The 18,016-nt window shown below is 69.0% G+C and carries 16 protein-coding genes; 7 read left to right on the top strand and 9 right to left on the bottom strand.

Annotated features, from left to right (window positions below):
* Positions 1 to 8: 8 nt before the first annotated feature.
* Genes KY501_RS17980 through KY501_RS17970 form a run of 3 tightly spaced genes read right to left on the bottom strand, consistent with a single transcriptional unit; the run spans position 9 to position 2,229 of the window.
* Positions 9 to 629 (bottom strand): cytochrome c3 family protein, encoded by a 621-nt coding sequence (locus KY501_RS17980; RefSeq protein WP_224364407.1) that lies wholly within the window; start codon positions 627 to 629, stop codon positions 9 to 11.
* 2 nt (positions 630 to 631) lie between these two features.
* Positions 632 to 1,288, bottom strand: a complete 657-nt coding sequence (locus KY501_RS17975) for a respiratory nitrate reductase subunit gamma (RefSeq protein WP_224364406.1) — start codon at positions 1,286 to 1,288, stop codon at positions 632 to 634.
* Positions 1,285 to 2,229, bottom strand: a complete 945-nt coding sequence (locus KY501_RS17970) for a c-type cytochrome (protein ID WP_224364405.1) — start codon at positions 2,227 to 2,229, stop codon at positions 1,285 to 1,287. The genes KY501_RS17975 and KY501_RS17970 overlap by 4 nt, the downstream gene beginning before the upstream one ends.
* Positions 2,230 to 2,401: 172 nt before the next feature.
* Between KY501_RS17970 and KY501_RS17965 the strand changes: the two genes are divergently transcribed.
* Positions 2,402 to 3,025, top strand: coding sequence for a hemerythrin domain-containing protein (locus tag KY501_RS17965; RefSeq protein ID WP_224364404.1), 624 nt, complete (start codon positions 2,402 to 2,404; stop codon positions 3,023 to 3,025).
* Here KY501_RS17965 and KY501_RS17960 read toward each other — a convergent pair.
* Both KY501_RS17960 and KY501_RS17955 read right to left on the bottom strand, forming a co-directional pair.
* The gene (locus tag KY501_RS17960; RefSeq protein ID WP_224364403.1) at positions 3,015 to 3,416 is read right to left on the bottom strand and encodes a hypothetical protein; all 402 of its coding nucleotides are present in this window, start codon (positions 3,414 to 3,416) and stop codon (positions 3,015 to 3,017) included. The genes KY501_RS17965 and KY501_RS17960 overlap by 11 nt on opposite strands.
* Positions 3,417 to 3,457: 41 nt before the next feature.
* Positions 3,458 to 4,504, bottom strand: coding sequence for a cytochrome-c peroxidase (locus KY501_RS17955; RefSeq protein WP_224364402.1), 1,047 nt, complete (start codon positions 4,502 to 4,504; stop codon positions 3,458 to 3,460).
* A 151-nt stretch (positions 4,505 to 4,655) separates the two neighbouring features.
* Between KY501_RS17955 and KY501_RS17950 the strand changes: the two genes are divergently transcribed.
* On the top strand, positions 4,656 to 5,738 hold the full coding sequence (locus KY501_RS17950) for an acyltransferase family protein (RefSeq protein ID WP_224364401.1): 1,083 nt from the start codon (positions 4,656 to 4,658) through the stop codon (positions 5,736 to 5,738).
* A gap of 33 nt (positions 5,739 to 5,771) precedes the next feature.
* On the opposite strand, the gene KY501_RS17945 is transcribed toward KY501_RS17950, so the two are convergent.
* Positions 5,772 to 6,947: a DTW domain-containing protein gene (locus tag KY501_RS17945; RefSeq protein WP_224364400.1), complete on the bottom strand. Its 1,176-nt coding sequence runs from the start codon at positions 6,945 to 6,947 to the stop codon at positions 5,772 to 5,774.
* A gap of 140 nt (positions 6,948 to 7,087) precedes the next feature.
* On the opposite strand from KY501_RS17945, the gene KY501_RS17940 reads away from it, so the two are divergent.
* Positions 7,088 to 7,492 (top strand): hypothetical protein, encoded by a 405-nt coding sequence (locus KY501_RS17940; protein WP_224364399.1) that lies wholly within the window; start codon positions 7,088 to 7,090, stop codon positions 7,490 to 7,492.
* A gap of 27 nt (positions 7,493 to 7,519) precedes the next feature.
* Here the strand turns inward: KY501_RS17940 and KY501_RS17935 are convergent, their stop codons facing one another.
* On the bottom strand, positions 7,520 to 8,782 hold the full coding sequence (locus KY501_RS17935) for a mechanosensitive ion channel family protein (RefSeq protein WP_224364398.1): 1,263 nt from the start codon (positions 8,780 to 8,782) through the stop codon (positions 7,520 to 7,522).
* Positions 8,783 to 8,906: 124 nt separating this feature from the next.
* Between KY501_RS17935 and KY501_RS17930 the strand changes: the two genes are divergently transcribed.
* A complete protein-coding gene (locus KY501_RS17930) occupies positions 8,907 to 9,185 on the top strand; it encodes a hypothetical protein (RefSeq protein WP_224364397.1) in 279 nt (92 codons plus the stop codon).
* On the opposite strand, the gene KY501_RS17925 is transcribed toward KY501_RS17930, so the two are convergent.
* Positions 9,160 to 10,011 carry a S1 family peptidase gene (locus KY501_RS17925; RefSeq protein WP_224364396.1) on the bottom strand — a complete coding sequence of 284 codons (852 nt, stop codon included), beginning with the start codon at positions 10,009 to 10,011 and terminating at the stop codon, positions 9,160 to 9,162. The genes KY501_RS17930 and KY501_RS17925 overlap by 26 nt on opposite strands.
* A 55-nt stretch (positions 10,012 to 10,066) precedes the next feature.
* A complete protein-coding gene (locus KY501_RS17920) occupies positions 10,067 to 10,669 on the bottom strand; it encodes a hypothetical protein (protein ID WP_224364395.1) in 603 nt (200 codons plus the stop codon).
* Positions 10,670 to 10,769: 100 nt separating this feature from the next.
* On the opposite strand from KY501_RS17920, the gene KY501_RS17915 reads away from it, so the two are divergent.
* The 3 genes from KY501_RS17915 to KY501_RS17905 are packed head-to-tail and all read left to right on the top strand — an operon-like array spanning position 10,770 to position 17,967.
* Positions 10,770 to 12,824, top strand: coding sequence for a CHAT domain-containing protein (locus KY501_RS17915; RefSeq protein WP_224364394.1), 2,055 nt, complete (start codon positions 10,770 to 10,772; stop codon positions 12,822 to 12,824).
* A complete protein-coding gene (locus tag KY501_RS53645; protein WP_304608622.1) occupies positions 12,821 to 16,483 on the top strand; it encodes a WD40 repeat domain-containing protein in 3,663 nt (1,220 codons plus the stop codon). The genes KY501_RS17915 and KY501_RS53645 overlap by 4 nt, the downstream gene beginning before the upstream one ends.
* The gene (locus KY501_RS17905; protein ID WP_224364393.1) at positions 16,480 to 17,967 is read left to right on the top strand and encodes a hypothetical protein; all 1,488 of its coding nucleotides are present in this window, start codon (positions 16,480 to 16,482) and stop codon (positions 17,965 to 17,967) included. Before KY501_RS53645 ends, KY501_RS17905 begins: the two co-directional genes overlap by 4 nt.
* The last annotated feature ends 49 nt before the right edge of the window (positions 17,968 to 18,016 follow it).

The raw sequence follows: 18,016 nt of genomic DNA, 5'->3' as shown, positions 1-18,016 counted from the left end.
AGGGTTCCTCAGCGGTGGCAGGCGGAGCAATCGGTCGGCGGCGAGAGGATCCGCTGCGGCTTCGCGGGCGCGGGCTCCACCTCCGTCGCGGGCGAGGCCATGCTGACGGCGAGCAGCTCACCCGCGCGGGGCGCTCCGGAGGGAGCCACGGACACCTGCTCCGCGGCCGTCTTGCGGTGGCACTCGAGGCACCAGCCCATCGTCATGGGCTCCACCTGCTCCACCCGCACCATCTGCTCCACCGGGCCGTGGCACGTCTGGCACTTCAGGCCCGCGGTGACGTGGTTGGCGTGGCTGAAGAAGGCGTGGTCCGGCAGCCGGTGCACGCGCACCCACTCGATGGGCTTGCCCTGCTGCACCGCCGCCGCCACCTTCTGGATCTCGGGCGAGTCCGTCTTCACGCGCGAGTGGCAGTTCATGCACACGCTGCTGGCGGGCACTCCCGCGTGGCGGCTGCGCTCCGCCCCCACGTGGCAGTACTGGCAGTCGATCTCATAGTGGCCCGCGTGGATGGCGTGGGAGAACGCGATGGGCTGCTCGGGCATGTAGCCCTGCTGGTTGCTCACCGGTCCGCTGCACGAGCCCAGGAGCGCGAGCGCGGCCAACAGGTAGAACGGGCGACAGTTCATGATCATGGCTCCGCCCGAGGGGCGGTCTCCTGCCGGCGGGAGACGAGGACGGATGCATCCGGCACGGACGGCACCGCCACCCGCTCGGCGGCACGCCGCGCCTGGATGAAGGGGGCGAGGGCAATCAGCACGAACCCCAGCAGCACGTGCACCCGGACCCCAAGCGGGGCCTGCGCCACCAGCGTCACGTCTGGGTGCAGCGTCAGCAGCGAGCACAGGTACGGCACCGTGATGTCCAGGGACCACAGCGCGCCCCACCGCGTCCCCACGGCCATGGCCAGCCCTCCCACCACCTGAAGCAGCAACAGGGCATACAGCCCTCGCAGGCTCCACGAGGCCTCACGCACCTTTTGCGCAATCACCTGGACCAACCCCCAGGCCAGGAGCAGGCCGCCGATGAGGCTCACTGCCTCGAAGGTGAACAGCCGCGCCGGTGACGCCAGGAAGGCCCGCATCGGCTCTCGGAGCAGCAGCCCCGCCAAGTGGTTCAGCGCGACGATGCCCGCGCCCGCGATGAGGATCAGCCCCCCCACGCTCAAGGGTCGCGGCTCGGAGGCCCGAGCGCTCGGCCGAGGCTGTTGGAGCCTTCGCACCACCCCCACGCCACACGCGAGCAGGGCCGCATAGGGCAGATAGCCATACAGGACGATGTCGCTCACGGAGCACCTCGCGAGGTGCCGCCCGCCGGCGGGACGTCCTTGCGCCCGCCTCGGACGACCCCGATGAAGCCCAGCGTGGCGAACAGCCCCACCACGCCCAGGTAGAAGAAGTCGCGGTCCGGACGCTGCTTCGCCCCATTCCGGGAGAGCTGCGCCAGGAACGCCTTGAGCGCGTACTGCTCCGCATCCGTGAGCGGCGCCTGGACGTACAGCTCGCGCATCATCGGCAGGTCCATGCTCGCGAGCACCGGCGCCATGCCCCGGTCTCCCAGGCGCGCGAAGGAGAACGTCAGGTCCTTCGCCAGCGTCCCGCCCCCCGCCGGCCCGAGCCCGCGCGCATCATGGCACCCCACGCACGCGGTGCCTCCGTTCGCCAGCCGCTCAGTGCCCTCGAAGAGCCGCCGGCCCTGATCGATCTCCTCGTCCGTCGCGTCGCTGGCCAGCTTGGCCGACAGCGGCGTCTTGCACACGCCCAGCTTCGTGCACTCGCGGAAGTACGCGAAGAGCTGCTGGCGCTGCTCGTCCGTGAGCTGCTGATCCGGCATCCTCACGCCGTTGAACTTCTGAAGCAGCCCCCCCGCCACCGGATCCCCCCCGTCGATCAGCGCGCCGGGGCTCTGCAGGAAGCGGGTGATCCACGCCTCCTCGCGCCGCTCCAGCACGCCGACGAGATCCGGCCCCACCTTGTCGCCCTCTCCCAGCGTGTGACACGTCGCACAACGCCGGGTGAACAGCACCGCAGCGGGCGAAGGCTGCGCCGCGCCCACCGGCAACGACAGGAGCACCCCTCCCAAGGCCACCAGGGAAGCGAGTCTCGCGGGTCCCCACCGCTCTTCGCCTGGAACATGTCCTCGCATCACCGCGTGCCCCTCCGTGCCGGAGAACCCGGGCAGCTCGCCCGTGCACGCGCCCTGTCTGCAACCGAGGGGCCATGGAGCCATTGCCTCGTGCGCCTGTGAACACTCCGCGGATCCACCTCCAGAGCCGCGCAGCATTTGCGCTCCGAAGGCCGGCCGAACGCAGCGTTTGCCGCACCTCCCCTTTTGGACACCGCGCGCAGCAGTGCGGCCCTCGCGGCGCAGCGCGGATCATCCTTTGCAGAAGCAGTGCTTCATGAAGGACTCCCTCATGCCAGCCCCCGAAGCCACGCAAGCCTCCGAGCCCCTGGTGAAGGACATCCTCCAGGTGCTCCTGGAGGGCCACGAGCGCATCCGGCGCTTCACGGCGCTCGCGGTGCAACTCGCGCATGCCCAGGACGTGTCACCCGCCGAGCTGTCCGAGACGGCCGCGCGGGTGCTGCACTACTTCACCGTCGAGCTGCCGCAGCACCTCGAGGAAGAGGAGCAATGCCTCGTGCCGCGCCTCTTCGCCGAGCCCCTGCCCGTGGAGCTCGTCGACCAGCTCTGGGCGATGGAGACCCAGCATGACGCGTGCGAGCAGTTGCTGGCTCGGCTCGTTCCGCTGTGGACGAGGGTGAGAGACACGCCCAGGAGGTATCCCGAGCTGGCGGAGCGCCTGGCCCGGGAGAGCCACCAGCTCATGACGGCCATGGAGGAGCACGTCACGATGGAAGAGCGGATCCTCTTCCCTTTCGTCCGGACCTGCTTCTCCCAGGCCACCCTCGTGAGGCTGGCCGAGGAGAACCTCCTGCGGAGGCTCAACACGTGGGGAGAGCCCCTTCCCCGGCAGGACCGGACCCTCGACGAGGCGGGCCCGGCCAGCCCGCTCAACCCATGAAGGCCGTGTGGGAGAACACGCCTCGGCCGATGGCCATGATGCCGCCGACGATGAGCAGCAGGGCCACCGCCACGGCGATCAGCGGCAGCAGGTAGCCGGGATTGGGGCGCTTGCGGTTGATGACCAGCAGCGCGTGGGTCTCGCCGACGGCGATCACCATCAGCACGATGTGGCCGATGAGCTGCGGGTAGAAGCGGCCCATGACCACCATGAGGAGGCCCAGGAGGAACTGCAGATCGAGCAGCCCGACGAAGCTGGAGCCCAGGATGCGCACGCCCTTGCCCACGGGGCGCTTCGTGGCGAGGCCGGACGCGAAGTACACCAGCGCGATGAGGCCTACGATCAGCACCAGGTAGCGGAGCCCGGAGTGGGCCTGGAACAGGATGTTCATGGCCCGCTCTTACTACCAGCAGGCGTGGCACGCACGACCCTTCACGTGGGATCGGGTCTGGGTGTCTGGTTCGTGCTCTGAGGCAGCTTCGGCGGGGTGATGTCCCGCCGCGGCAGCTCTCCCGTGAGGCTGTGGAGGAAGGCCACCACCGCCTCCACCTGGGCGTCCGTGAGCGTCTTGCCCAGCTGGTGCTTCGCCATCAGCCGCACCATGCCCGGCAGATTCTCCACCGAGCCATCATGGAGGTAGGGGGCCGTCTTCTCCACGTTGCGCAGCGTGGGGACGCGGAACTTCATCCGGTCCTCCTCGTCCCGCGTCACCTCGTACCGGCCCTGATCCTTCGACCGCGGGTAGGCCTCCACAAGCCCCAGCTTCTGGAGCGAGGTGCCCCCCACCGCCGGGCCGGCGTGGCAGGTGGTGCACCCGGAGGAGACGAAGAGCTCCAGCCCCTGCCGCTCCTGCTCGGTGAGCGCGGCGTCGTCTCCCGCGAGGAACCGATCGAAGCGCGAGGGCGTGGTGAGCTGGCGCTCGAAGGCGGCGATCGCCCGCGTCACGTTGCCCAGCGTCACCGGCCGCTTCTCTCGGGGAAAGGCCTTCTGGAAGAGCTTCACGTACTCCGGCATGGAGGTGAGCGTCGCCAGCACGCGCTTGTCATCCGGCATGGCCATCTCATCCGGATCGAAGAGCGGGCCCTCCGCCTGGACCTCCAACGTGGGCGCGCGGCCGTCCCAGAACTGCGCCACGAAGCCGCCGATGTTGTACACGGTGGGCGAGTTGCGCCGCCCCTTGCGCCCATGGTGGCCCGTGGAGACGGGGACGTGATCCACTCCGTAGGCGGCCAGGTTGTGGCAGGTGTTGCAGGAGATGTCGTGGTTCTTCGAGAGCCGCGCGTCGAAGAAGAGCAGCTTCCCCAGCGCGATCCGGGCCTGGGTGTCACCGGGGCGCGGTGAGGTGCTCGCGGTGGGAGGCGAACGGAAGGGCGCCACCAGCTTCTCGGGCGGAGAGGCCATGGCCCGCAACGCGAGCACGCCCGACAGCACGGCCACGGCACTCGCGAGGCGGAGCTGGAGTCGCGCTGGTGCCTTCATCCATGGGCCTCCCGAGAGCCTCACGACGCGCTCTGGAGAGTATCAAGAGAGCGCGCACCGCCGTGATCACCCACACCGGCAGTCCGTGTGCGACTGATTGATCAGGTGTTTTCAGGACGGCGCCCCTCTGAGCACATATGCTGCCGCGCGCTTGCAACTCTCGAGCTCCTTCAGCCTGCGCCCCCCTCGCCATCCCGCGCTCGACGCCGCGCGCGGTTTCGCCGTGTTGGCGATGGTGCTGGGCCATGCGCTGGATGCGCTGCTGTCTCCCGCGGCCCGCGCCCACTCCTGGGTCCAGCGCTACTGGGAGCTGCGCGGCATCACCGCTCCCCTCTTCCTGCTGGTGAGCGGATGGGCACTCGTGGCCGCGCTGGATCAGCGGCCCGGCGCGGCTCGGGCGATGTATGGCCGCCGCGTCCGGCGCGCGGCCCTGCTGGTGTTCCTCGGGTACCTGCTGCACTGGCCGGGCTGGGCGATGGTGAAGTGGCTGGGCTGGAGTGAGGCGCTGGAGGCTCGCCTCTTCGAGTTCGATGCGCTCCAGTGCATCGGCTTCAGCCTGCTGGCGGGCGCCACGGTCCTGGTGATCGCGCCGGGGAATCGCTCGCGGGCGCTGATGCTCGCGGTGCTGGCCGCGGGCGTGCCCCTGGTGAGCGGTGCTGTGTGGAAGCTCGGGCCCTCCCTGCCCATCGCGGTACGGCAGGCGCTGGGCTCCGAGGGCAGCCACTTCCCGCTGTTCCCGTGGGCGGGGTTCTTCTTCGCGGGGGCGCTGGCGGCACAGTTGTTCCGGCTGCTGCGCCCGGGCTGGCCTCAGGGGCTGGCGCTCGTGGTGCTGGGCGCGGGGGTGATTGGCGTCACCCAGCAGATTTCCCCGGACTGGAGTCCGACGAGTCCGTGGCTTGTGGCGTTCCGCGTGGGTGAGGGTCTGCTCGTGCTGGGCGTGGTGAGCTTCGCTCCGGTGGTGCTGTCTCGGCGGCTGGCTCCGCTGGGGCGGCTGTCGCTCTGGGTCTACGTGCTGCACCTGCCGGTGGTGTACGGGTGGGCGGACATCCCGGGGCTGGCGAGCCGCGTGGGCCCGACACTGGAGTTCGGCCCGGCGCTGCTCGTGGGAGTGGGGCTGCTCGGGGCCAGCTACTTCGCCGCGAGGATTGGCCGAGCGCTGCGCCGGCTCATCCGCCCGTGGCGGCAGCCTGCGACGAGCTTGAACATCTCGTTCAGCGACAGTCAGCGCGTGTGAGCGGCGGCGGCTGGGGCTCTGCCTTGAAGAGGCTCAGGCGCTCTGCTGCATGTCTGGGGGATTCTCGGCCAGGCCTCGGCGGATCAGCTCCTGGACGACGGCCTCCAGCGCCTGGATGCGCCGGCCCGCGCGCCCCGGCGCCCAGAGCGCGGGAGCCTCAATGCCCAGGAGCGGCACGGCCTGCTCCACTCCTCCCGCCTTTCCCTTGAGGGCTCGGGCTGCGGCGAGGCGGATGTTGGCCGCGGCCCTGCGGGTGACGCCGTCACGCCAGAGCAGGTCCAGGGCATAGGTGGTCCACACGGCGAGGACGTCATCGGGGCGCAGGAACGCTTCGAAGCGGCCCAGGGCCGAGTCCCTTTCCTCCCCCGCGCGGAGGAGGTCCTCCGGCAGCTCCGTGTGGAGCGGGGTGCTGCGCGCGAGGGGCTGGCGAGGGGCCAGGATGGCCTCGAAGCGCTCACCGGTGAAGGGGCGGCACGCGACGAGGTGAACGAGCTCGGGCGGGATGCCCTCTTCGGCGGGGTGGGCATTGGCCTCGGCGTACAGGAGGACGAGCCGGGGCAGATCCTCCGCCAGCGAGCGCAACTCCAGGGGCGGGCGCCAGGGCCCCTTGTAGATGCGGCGGCGAGGAGGATCGTTGCGGTGGGCGCGGCTCTCGATCTGCGTGTCCACCATGAACTCGAAGGGGCTGAGCATGGCGTCGAAGCGCGTCGGGTCCCCGCCCTCGAGCGCTCCGAGCACCTCCACGACGGCCTCGATGGTGGAGACGCAGTGGTCCGCGGGCTCGGAGCGGATGCGGTAGTTGCTGGGGCGGCGCGGGGTGAAGCCGATGCGCGGCAGGCCCGCGAGGAGCGGGTTGGACTTCACGACCTTCTTGGCGAGGGGCCAGGTTCCATCGACGACGATGAGCGTCTCGGGGGGCTGGGTGGCGGCCTGCTCCAGCGGCATGGCCCCCGGGCCCGGGAAGAGCACGGCCACGCGCTCCGGGTTGGCCGCGAGGGTCTCGATCCGGGAGTGGCCGGTGAAATCGACTCCCAGGTGGATCTCGGAGTTGGGCAGGCAGAGGTGCGCCATGCGCGCGGTGCCGATGGCGACGCGGCGCTCGCGAGGGTGCTGGAGGAAGACGATGCGGGTACGGGTCTCCAGACTCGGCAGGCGCGCGCAGTAGCACGTGCTCTCGGGACGACGGCAGCGCAGGCAGAGGGGACGCACGCCCCCGCTTTACGGCAGCCCGCCGAGCCCGGCAAGCAGGCATCCGGGGAGGCGGCCGGCGTGCAGCCGTGATGGCTCATGAACACCCCTACGCTCGAAACTAGTTGCACCTCAAATCATTAATCATCATAGGTATGCGCGTGACTGGCTCCGATCTTCCACAAGGGGTCCAGCGCTTCCTCAGGGTGCACATCGACTCCATCGAGAAGCTGGAGGTCCTCCTCCTGCTTCGGAATCGGGCGGAGCGGCCGTGGACGGCATCGGAGGTGGCACTGGAGCTCCGCATCACCGAGGTCTCCTCGACCGCGCGGCTGGAGGACCTCGCCTCCAGTGAGCTGCTCGTCCGCAACGGCGAGACGCCCGTGGAGTACCGCTTCAGCCCGGCCCGCTCGGACGACGTGCGCGCCATCTCGGAGCTGGCGCTGACGTACTCCGAGCGCCGGGTGAGCATCATCACCTTCATCTTCTCGAAGCCCACGGAGCGAGTGCAGGGCTTCGCGGACGCCTTCCTCCTCCGGAAGAAACGAGACGACGATCCAGGTTGAAGCCGCCTCCATCGGAGACGCGGTGGCTCACTCCTTGGACCTGGAGACCACCACGTTTCCACCGGGCCGGCCTCCCACCGTCGCGGGCACCCCGAGCAGCAGCGTGGGCTCGCCCGGCAGTTGGTGGCTCGCCTCGGCACGCACCAGGGGCAGACCGTGAGGCTGACGCTGCAGCCAGGCGATGAGCTTCTCTCGCACCAGGCACCGCAGATCGAACGCCTTGCCCGCATCCGAGGCGCTCACCAACGCCCTCAGCAGCATGGTGCGCTCGGAGCAGCCCGTCACCTGGAGCCCCTGGACCTTGCCGTCCCAGAGCCCCGCGGACTCCTGCTCGAGGATGCGCCGGAGCTCTGCGCGCACGGCGGCCACGTCCGTCCGGAAGTCCACGTACAGCTCGGCCGTGCCCAGGATCTCCGGCGACACCTTGCTCCAGTTCTGGAAGGGCTTGTCCAGGAAGTGGCTCATCGGCACCACCAGCCTCCGCAAGTCCCAGACCTTCACCACCACGTAGGTCAGGGTGATCTCCTCGATCCAGCCCCACTCGTTCTCGACGATGACCGTGTCGCCGATGCGCACCGGCTGGGTGATGGACAGCTGGATGCCCGCAAGCAGCGTGGAGATGGACTTCTGCGCCGCAAGACCGATGACCAGGCCCGCGAGGCCTGCCGAGGCCAACAGCGACACGCCGACGTTCCGCACCGCCTCGAACTGGAGCAGCAGCAACGAGGCCGCCACCAGCACCACCGTCACCTCCGTGATGCGCCGGAGCACCTCGACCTGCGTGCGCAAGCCCCGAGCCCGGCCGACGTCCTCGATTCCTCCCTCGCGGGCCACCTTCTGCTCCACGAAGCGCGCGACCAGCCTCACGAAGCGCAGGAGGAACCATGCCAGGGTCGCGATCACCACCGAGCGCGCCGCGAGATCCACCACGTGCTGCGCGGGAAGCGGAAAGGCCAACAGCCGCCCCCCGGCAGCCACCAGCAGCGCGAACAATACGTAGCGCAAGGGTCCCCGCCCCGCCGACACGAGCTGCTCATCCCAGCCCGCCTTCGTCAGCGCGGTGGCACGCCCGGCCATGCGCAGCGCAAACGCCTCCAGGAAGCGCCCCGCCAGTGTGCTCAGCACGAGGGCCAGCGCCAGGCCCGCCCATTGCCACAACGCCAGCACCCAGAAGGGCCGCGCCAGGAGGAAGGGAGGCAGCACCGCCTCCAGACGAACTCCCTGCCCTTCCTCGAGGGCGAACGCAGGCAGGGAGGACAGCCACAATACGAGCGTGAGGGGTCTGCGCATGGTCTCGGGGGCCGGCATGAAGGCGCGCGACTCCCCAGCGGCTCTCGAGGTTGCTGCCTCGAACCGGAAGGATTGCGACGCGTGGGCTTTTATTTTGAACTCAAACTATATAGATTTCGTGCCCATGTCCAGTCCCCTCTCCACGGCGAAGCAGGTGCAGGAGGAGCTCCCTGGAGCAAAACCCGCGCACGAAGAGTTGCTGGCTCGGTATCTGAGCCGACTCCACACGGATCCCGCGCTGCTCGCGGCCGCCTCTCAAGCAGGGAGGGAGCAGACCCTGCAGTGGGCCGCCGACGAGCTGAAGCACACCGCGGCCACGCTGGGCCATATACCCCTGGCGGATGCCGAGTACGAGTTGGAACGCGTGCTTCAGGAAGTCATGGAGCGCCTGGACGTGGCGTAGCCGCCAGGACCGGCCTTGACTGACGCGCGAGCACGAACAGGCCAATGAGTACCAGTGTCACCGGCCCGCCGGGAGCGCCCTGCCCTCCCCCGTGCGCGGCACAGCCTCCCTCGGAGGCCGTGGCCTCGAGGTAGGGAGTGATGAATCCCTCCAGGAAGACATCGGCTCGCGTGCCGTACGCCATGGCCGTGGGCGTACAGTCCACGCTCCCCGTGGTGATGATCCCCGCGAGAAACTCCTCTCCCTCGATGGACAGCAGGATGGCGCCTCCCGAGTCCCGGAAGCAGGGAATGGACGGACCCGCAGCCACCGACAGCCGCGTGTCTTGCAACCCGGCTAGCACCGCGGAGCCCGTGTGCTTCATCGGCGTCCCCTCGTCCTCACGCGAGATCTTCCCGAAGCCGATGATGCGCAGCGGCTTCCCCTCCCAGGAGTCTTCCAGGGAGATGACGCTCCAACGCGGAGCATCCGCGACGGCCCGCTCCAACCTCACGAGCGCAATGTCGTTCTCCAGCGTTGCGGGGACATAGGTCGGATGCAGGTGGACCTCGGTGACGGGGATGACCTCCCCCGCCGGCCCGCTGCCCACCAGCACCGAGAGGTTGCGTGTCACCGCCACACAGTGCGCCGCCGTCATCACCACGTCCGGGGCCATGAGGACGCCTGAGCAGAACACCTCCTCGCCCGTTCGCAGCGCCACCACCCCCGAATCCCCCTCCGTGAAGGTGCCTCCAATGATGCCGGAGCCGACCAGGTCCGCGGAGGCCGGGGACGCATGAGCCGCCACGCTCATCACGAGCGTGGCCATGCACAGAAATCGTCGCATGATGCCCTCTCACCCGTGCTCGGCCCCGAGGGCCATGCGGGGTTGTCGAGCGTGCTCAGCAGCCGCAGAGCTGCGCAGAGCGGAGAAGGCAGTCATTGGCTGCCGGGTAGCCATATTCCCACCACCCGGGCTTCACCATACAGGCATAAGTGCCCCCCGCCTGGCAGATCAGATCGCAGTAAGGGGCGGGCTCCATGCTCGGCACCCTCAGGGGCTCGACCCGCCCGTTGACCACGCCGAACGGGCGGAAGCTGCTGGCGGGATCTGCTTCACCCGTCGTGAGCACCAGCGCTACGACGAGGGAGACCTCACCACGAGGGCCGCGCTGGAACACCAGGTGGGCCTGCTCGTTGCCCCGGGCAAACGGGATGCCCAGCAGTGACTGCTCCCCGTTCACCACATCCTGCGAAGCTTCGAGCTGCATCACATACCCCTGCCCCTCCAGGAAGGGACGAAGCTGCTGGGCATCGGCGTTCTCGTGGACGAGCCGCTTCGCCATCGCCGGTGCGGTATCGAGCCCCGGCTCGGTGGCGCATCCTCCGAGGACCAGGAGGGACCCGAGGCACAGCGCGGCGATCAGACGGCCCTGCATTTTCTGCTCCATGGCTTGCTTCTCCTTGTGGAACTGCACGGTGGTGGGCGCGGATTCGAGCCTCACGCGAGTGACAGTCCTCACCGTTGGACGTCGCAAAAAAGGGGGCCCCCCGCCTGTCGGCACGTGATGGGTCAAACCCAGGAACAGGTATGCTCCGGCGTGAATGGAGAGCGGGGAAACCCCAACCTCTGAGCTGTGGCTCGAGATCGACCTGACCCAGGTGGGGACCGAAGTCGCCGTCACAGCTCGGGGCGGCCTGCAGATGGAGTCCTCGGAGCCATCCTCGTTCTCGATGGAGGTGGCTCGTCAGTTCGCTGCCTGGGTGAAGAGGGCTGCCAAGACCGGCACCGCGCTCTCCGGGCCCACCGCGAAGGAGAGCGCGCCTCCGACGCCCGCCCAGCAACTGCAGGAAGCCCTCTTCCGCCCGGGCGTACGCGAGGTGCTGCACAAGCTCCAAGGCGCGGCGCACGATAGACGCCTGCTGCTGAAGGTAAACCCCCGGAGCCCGGAGCTGAAAGCCATCCCCTGGGAGGCGCTCCTCCTGCCAGGCTCAGCTTCGGAGTTCCTGGGAACCTCGCCCGAACTGCTTCTGGCGCGGGGGGTCTCGTCCATCCTGGCCTGGCAGAAACGCGAGGTGAGGGGCGCCGTCCGGCTGCTCGCCATCTCCCCAGAGGATCCCGACGCTCCGGGCCGGCTCAAGAGCCTGTTGAGCGAGAGCCTCGCGTCCGGGGAACTCGAATGGCTGGAGCCGCTCGTTGGCTCGAAGGCCAGCAAGGCCGCGGTCGAGAATCGGCTGCGGCAGGAGCCCGTGCCCCACATCCTCCACTTCATCGGGCATGGAAGCATGGAGAACGGCAGCCCCACCTTGCAGATGGCGACCGGGAGTGAGCAGGAGCCCGGCTACCGGGTGAACCTGCTCGCCGGTGAGCTGAGGAACCTCTTCCGGCATCAGCTGCGCCTGATCGTCCTGGAGTCCTGTCAGGGCGCCCAGCCAGGAGCGCTGCTCAGCGCGGCAGAGGAGCTGGCCCAGGGCGCCGCAGGCGCGGTCATCGCGCATCTGTGGGAGGTCAAGGCGGATGTGGCTCGGCGCTGCTCGGCGGCCTTCTACCGGACGCTCACCGGCAGGTCCGAGCACGCCGGAGACGTGGCGCACAGCCTGCACGACGCGCGGCGCTCCATCTTGAATGCGCTCGAGGGCAGCGCCGAGGCCTTCTCGCCGGTGCTCTACCTGCGAGGGCGGCAGCCCGTCCTGTTCGACTTCAGCCACCGTAAGGTGGTGCCCCCTCGACCGCTCCCTTCCTCCCTGTCCGCGGTCCCCGAGGATCCCGCCGTGCGCCCGCTGCTGGAGCTGATCCAGAAGCCCTTCTCGCTGGTACTCGGAGATCACCTCCTGGACGATGCGTGGACGACCGCCGAGGAGGACTTCCGCAAGCAGCTGCACGGAGAACTCAGGCCGCCCCCCAGGGCAGCGCCCGAGCACCTGCCCGTGAGCGCGTTGGCCCAGCGCTATGCACTGCAGTTCAGCGCCGACCAGCTCCGGGACGCTTTCCAGGATCTGACGAGGAGCCCCCTGCCCGAGGTGCCCCTCGTGGAGAAGCTGGCGCGGCGGCTCTCGCCGGGATTCCACCTCACCCTGTTGCGGTTGCCCGCGCTGGAGCAGGCGCTCACGAAGCACCGGCCTGAGCTCGTGCTCTACGTCATCTGGCCGTTACCCGGGGACCCCGAAACCCCCACCATCCTCCGCTACGCCCGAGGCCAGGACTGGAGAAGACTCCCCGAGCTTCCGCTGTCGTTCGATCCCAGCCGGGATGTGGCGCTGCTGCGGCTCTACCGTGGACACAAGCCGAACGCGGACCTGCACGAGCCGCTGTTGACCGAGGACGACCACCTGCTCGGAGTGAGGGATCTGCGAGACATGCTCCCTTCGGATCTCGCGGCGAAAATCCAGAGCCAGTTGAAGAACCAGCCCGCGGTGCTGGTCGGCATGTCGCTCGAGTCCTGGGAACACCGGCACGTGCTCCACAGCCTGTTCGATCGGGACTCGCTCCCCGCAGGCAGCAGGGTCGTGGTGGAGCCCGGGGCGGCCGAGGTCGGCTGGTGGAAGAAAGGGCGAGCGCTGCCAGGAGACAGGCGTGAGCGAGGCGTCTCGGTGGTCCCCGTGAAGTGCGCGGAGCTGGCGCGGCGTCTCGACGCCCCCGAGCCCGAGGGAGCGCGATGACCAGGGAGCGCAACCTCTTCAACCCCTTCCTGGGCCCTCAGCCCTACCGGTCCAAGGACAAGGAGCGCTTCTTTGGGAGGGGGACAGCCACCCGGCTGCTGGCGGACCACATCCTGGCGTACCCGTGCGTCACGCTGTACGGCCCCTCGGGCGCGGGGAAGTCGTCGCTGATACAGGCCGGGGTGAGCCCGTTGCTGGAGAGTGCGCGGGAGTGCCGGGTCGTCCATATCGAGGGCTGGCTCCGGGAGGAGGTACCGGTGGAGCGGCTGGCGCGAGCCCTGGTCCTTCAGCTGAAACTGGAGGAGCCGCCCGCGGGACTCACTCCTTCCGAGCGGCTCGATCTGGCCTTGGAGCTGGCGGAGCAACAGTCGAGCCGCCCACTGCTCATCTATCTGGATCAGCTCGAGCAGCTCTTCCAGCAGGGGCGCGAGCAAGCACGGACGGAGGAGCTGCTCAAGAGCTTGCGAGAGCTGGTGCGCAGTTCCTGGCCAGGGCTGCATCTGGTGATGGCGCTGCGCGAAGACTACCTGGGGATCTTCCGGGATCGGACTCGCGGCCGGCGGGAATTGATGGAGCACGGGTTTCGGCTGGGGCCGCTCACGGTCGGACAGATGGTGGAGGTGGCGTGCGAGCTGGCCCGACAGGGGGAGCCTGCACAGACGTGGGACTCCGCGGTGCTGTCCCAGCTCATGCTGCAGGTGAGGGTGGCGGGGCAGGACCCGACAGAGGAGGCCGAGGTCCAGACCGCCTTCGCCCAGATTGTGTGCCGGTCGCTGTGGGAGGAGCGGGCTCGGGATGGGGAAGGGCAATTGGAGGCCGAGCCGATTCTGCACCGGTACCTCGAAGCGACGCTGGAGGAGTTGGGCCCGCTGAAGCTCCCAGCGCGCGATCTGCTGGAGCGGCACCTCGTTACCCGGGACGGGAGCCGGGCGTTGCTGATGGAACGGCAGGCGCTTGGGGGAATGAAGGGGCTCTCGGAGGCGGAGGCTCGCGAGGTACTGAGCCGCCTGGAGAGCCACGCGGTGCTGCGAGCGGAAGAGCACGAGGGCAGCCGGTATTTCGAGCTGGGGCATGACTGGCTGGCGAGCAAGGTGCTGAAGCAACGGGAGGAGCGGGAGCAGAAGGAGCGGGCGCGAAAGGAGCGGGAGGAGCAGGAGCGAAGGCTCCAGCAGGAACGTGCCGCGAGGCGGAGGCTGGCGTTGGTGGCGGGGGGAGCGGTGGTGGTGGCGGTGCTGATGGGCCTGGTGATGCTCTGGGCGCTGCTGCAGCGGCGGAAAGCGGAGGAGGCGAGGATGGCGGCGGAAGAGGCGGGGATTCGGGCGAGAGAGCATGCGCTGATGGCGGCGGCACGAGAGCAGGAAGAACGCGGCAGCCCGGACCTGGCCGCCCATTTCCTGCTGGAGTTGAGACGCCCCGATCAGGCCCGCGGGTGGGAGCAATTCGCCCTGGATGTTCTCCTCAAGGGGGTTCCGAAGGTCACCCTGCGGTGTCATGGATTCGCCCGCGTGGTCTCATTCAGTCCGGATGGGATGCGTGTGGCTGTAGGGTGTGCGGATGGAACTGCGTGGGTATGGCCTGTGGATGGCAAGGCTGCGCCGGTGGTCCTGCGCGGCCATGAAGGCCCTGTCCGATGGGTGAGCTTCAGCCCAGACGGCCTGCGCGTGGCGACCGCCTCGGAGGACCAGACGGCCCGCGTGTGGCCTGTGGATGGCAAGGCTGCGCCGGTAGTCCTGCGCGGCCATGCAGGCCCTGTCTGGTTGGCGAGATTCAGCCCGGACGGCCTGCGCGTGGTCACCACCTCGGCTGACCAGACGGCCCGGGTCTGGCCTGTGGATGGCAAGGCTGCACCGGTGGTCCTGCGCGGCCATGAGGGCAATGTCTGGAGGGCGAGCTTCAGCCCGGATGGCCAGCGCGTGGTGACCTCCTCATTTGACCAGACGGCCCGCGTGTGGCCTGTGGATGGGATGACTGCACCGGTGGTCCTGCGCGGCCATGAGGGCCCTGTCCTATGGGTGAGCTTCAGCCCGGACGGCCTGCGCGTGGCGACCTCCTCGGAGGACCAGACGGCCCGCGTATGGCCTGTGGATGGCAAGGCTGCGCCGGTAGTCCTGCGCGGCCACGAAGGCCCTGTCTGGTTGGCGAGCTTCAGCCCGGACGGCCTGCGCGTGGTGACCTCCTCGTCTGACCAGACGGCTCGGGTGTGGCCCGTGGATGGGATGACTGCACCGGTGGTCCTGCGCGGCCATGAGGGCAATGTCTGGTGGGCGAGTTTCAGCCCGGACGGCCTGCGCGTGGTGACCACCTCGGAGGACCAGACGGCCCGCGTGTGGCCTGTGGATGGGAAGACTGCACCGGTGGTCCTGCGCGGCCATGAAGGCCCTGTCTGGTGGGCGAGTTTCAGCCCGGACGGCCTGCGCGTGGCGACCGCCTCGTCTGACCAGACGGCTCGGGTGTGGCCCGTGGATGGCAAAGCCGCGCCAGTGGTCCTGCGCGGACATGAAGGCTATGTCAATTCAGCGAGCTTCAGCCCCGACGGCCGACGCGTAGTCACCGCCTCGTTTGACCAGACGGCCCGCGTGTGGCCTGTGGATGGGATGACTGCACCGGTGGTCCTGCGAGGCCATGAGGGCTATGTCCGATCGGCGAGCTTCAGCCCGGATGGCCAGCACGTGGTGACCGCCTCGGAGGACTGGACAACCCGCGTATGGCCTGTGGATGGGAAGACTGAGCCGGTGGTCTTGCGCGGCCATGAAGACTATGTCTGGTCGGCGAGCTTCAGCCCGGACGGCCTACGCGTGGTTACCGCCTCAGAGGACCAGACGGCCCGCGTGTGGTCCGTGGATGGGAAGACTGAGCCGGTAGTCTTGCGCGGCCATGAAGGCCCTGTCCTATGGGCGAGTTTCAGTCCGGACGGCCTGCGCGTGGTGACCGCCTCAGAGGACCAGACGGCCCGCGTGTGGCCTGTGGGTGGAAAGGCTGCGCCGATGGTCCTGCACGGCCATGAGGGCCCTATCCTCTCGGCAAACTTCAGCCCGGATGGTCGGCGCGTGGTGACCGCCTCAGAGGACCAGACGGCCCGCGTGTGGCCTGTGGATGGCAAGGCTGCGCCGGTGGTCCTGCGCGGCCATGAGGGCCCTATCCTCTCGGCGAGCTTCAGCCCGGATGGCCAGCGCGTGGTCACCACCTCGCAGGACCAGACGGCCCGCGTGTGGCCTGTGGATGGGAAGACTGCACCGGTGGTCCTGCGCGGCCATGAGGGCAGTGTCTGGAGGGCGAGTTTCAGCCCGGATGGCCGGCGCGTGGTCACCGCATCCTCTGATCAAACGGCCCGGGTCTGGCCTGTAGATGGGAAGACTGCGCCGGTGGTCCTGCACGGCCATGAGGGTCATGTCTGGTCGGCGAGTTTCAGCCCGGACGGCCAGCGCGTGGTCACCGCATCGTCTGACCAGACAGCCCGCGTGTGGCCTGTAACCATTCCTGAACTCCAGCGCTTGCTGCGTGAGGCCAACATCGACTGTCTCCCTCCCGAAACACGCCGGCTCTACCTGGACGAGCGTGAAGCCCAGGCACAGGAGCGATACGAGGCTTGTGAGCGCTCTTACGGGCGCGCCCCCTTCTTCACGGCGACCGAAGCGCCTTCCCCGGAGCCCACGCCATGAGTTCTTCGAAGCCCACCCTTCCGTCCCTGGCAGAAGCCGGACTCCAGCTCCTCCTCGCCCGAGCGGAGGACCACCTGCCCGTGCTCGATCAGGGGCTGGAGGTGGAGGCCCTCCAGGCTACTCCCAGGCCCACGCCGCTTCCGGGACGCGTCGAGGTGCCGACGTGGCAGAGCGCCGACGCGGGCCGGAACGATCTCACGGCGCAGCGCTGGGGAGTCATCGCCCCGGAGGGGGACGTGGGAGACGCGATCCTGCGAGCCATCGCTCCGCTCATCGCGCACCGCGAGAAAGAGCAAGGTGCCCCGGCGAAGGTCTACCGCGTCCCCGCGGATATGGACGCGGCCCGGGCGGTGGCGTGGAAGGACTCGGTGCTCCAGGCCGAGGACGTGCCCGAGGAGGAGCGCCCGTGGTACCTGCTGATCCTCGGAGATCTGCACCACGTCTCCCTCGAACTCCAGCAGGTGCTCGCGCAGGGAGCGTGCGTGGGACGGCTCCATGTAGGACGGCCGAACGGTGAGCCGGACCTCGAAGGCTGCGCGGCATATGTGACGAAGCTCCTCGCCAGGGAGCTGCGTACCGAGGTGAAAGAGGCCCCGAATGTGCTGATCTACACGGCGCGGGATGGCACGCTCGCCACGACGCAAGGGCACCAGGTGTTGATGGAGCCCTGCCGCGAGGCGATCGGAACCCGGTGGAAGGCGAAGTGGCCCGCGCTGGAGCTCGTGGACATCCCCTATGACGGCTCGAGCCCGGAGGAGCTGCTGCGCGCGGTAGGCCAGGCTCAAGCGGGGGTGATGCTCTCGATGGCTCATGGGCTCGGAAGGCCGACGCAGGGGTGGGTCTCGGCCGAGGAGCAGCGTGCCCGCCAGGGGGCCCTCTCCGTGGGGCGGGCGCAGGCGCTCACGGGAGAGCTGATGCGCCACACTCCGTTCCTGCCCGGAGGCATGTGGTTCAACGTGTCCTGCTTCGGTGCGGCGACTCCGGCGAAGAGTACCTTCCACGCCTGGGTGAGCCGACTCGCACAGGAGGGAGCCTGGTCGAGCCCGGCTACGTCAGTGCTGGCGAGCCTGCCCGGTGCGGGAGAGCGGCCGTTCCTGGCGGCACTTCCGCAGGCGCTGCTGGCGAACGAGCAGGGCCCGCTGGCGATCATCGGCCACAGCGATTTGGCCTGGACGCTGTCCTTCACGGACGTGGAGAACGCGTCAAGCAGCCGGGCCTCCCGCATCCTCGCGGTGCTGGAGGTGCTGGCGAAAGGCAGCCGCGCGGGCGTGGCCCACGCCGCGCTGATGCGCCACTACCAGGAGGACAACGACCGCCTGATGGCGAACTATCAGGCGCGAGCGGACGCGCAGCTGTATGGGCATCCGGACCCGACCGATCCCGTGCGGCACGGACTGCTGTGGATGCGGCGCCAGGATCTGCGCGGCTATCTGCTGCTGGGAGATCCAGCGGCAAGACTGGCGGTGAAGCGCGGAGCGCCGTAGCGGTCCCATCCCCGCGACTCACGGCACCCTGTCATGGAGCCCCCTTCAC

Source organism: Hyalangium versicolor (assembly GCF_020103695.1).
GTDB lineage: Bacteria > Myxococcota > Myxococcia > Myxococcales > Myxococcaceae > Hyalangium > Hyalangium versicolor.
The sequence above is the reverse complement of the archived record's forward strand: the minus strand, read 5'-3'. Positions and strand labels throughout refer to the sequence as shown.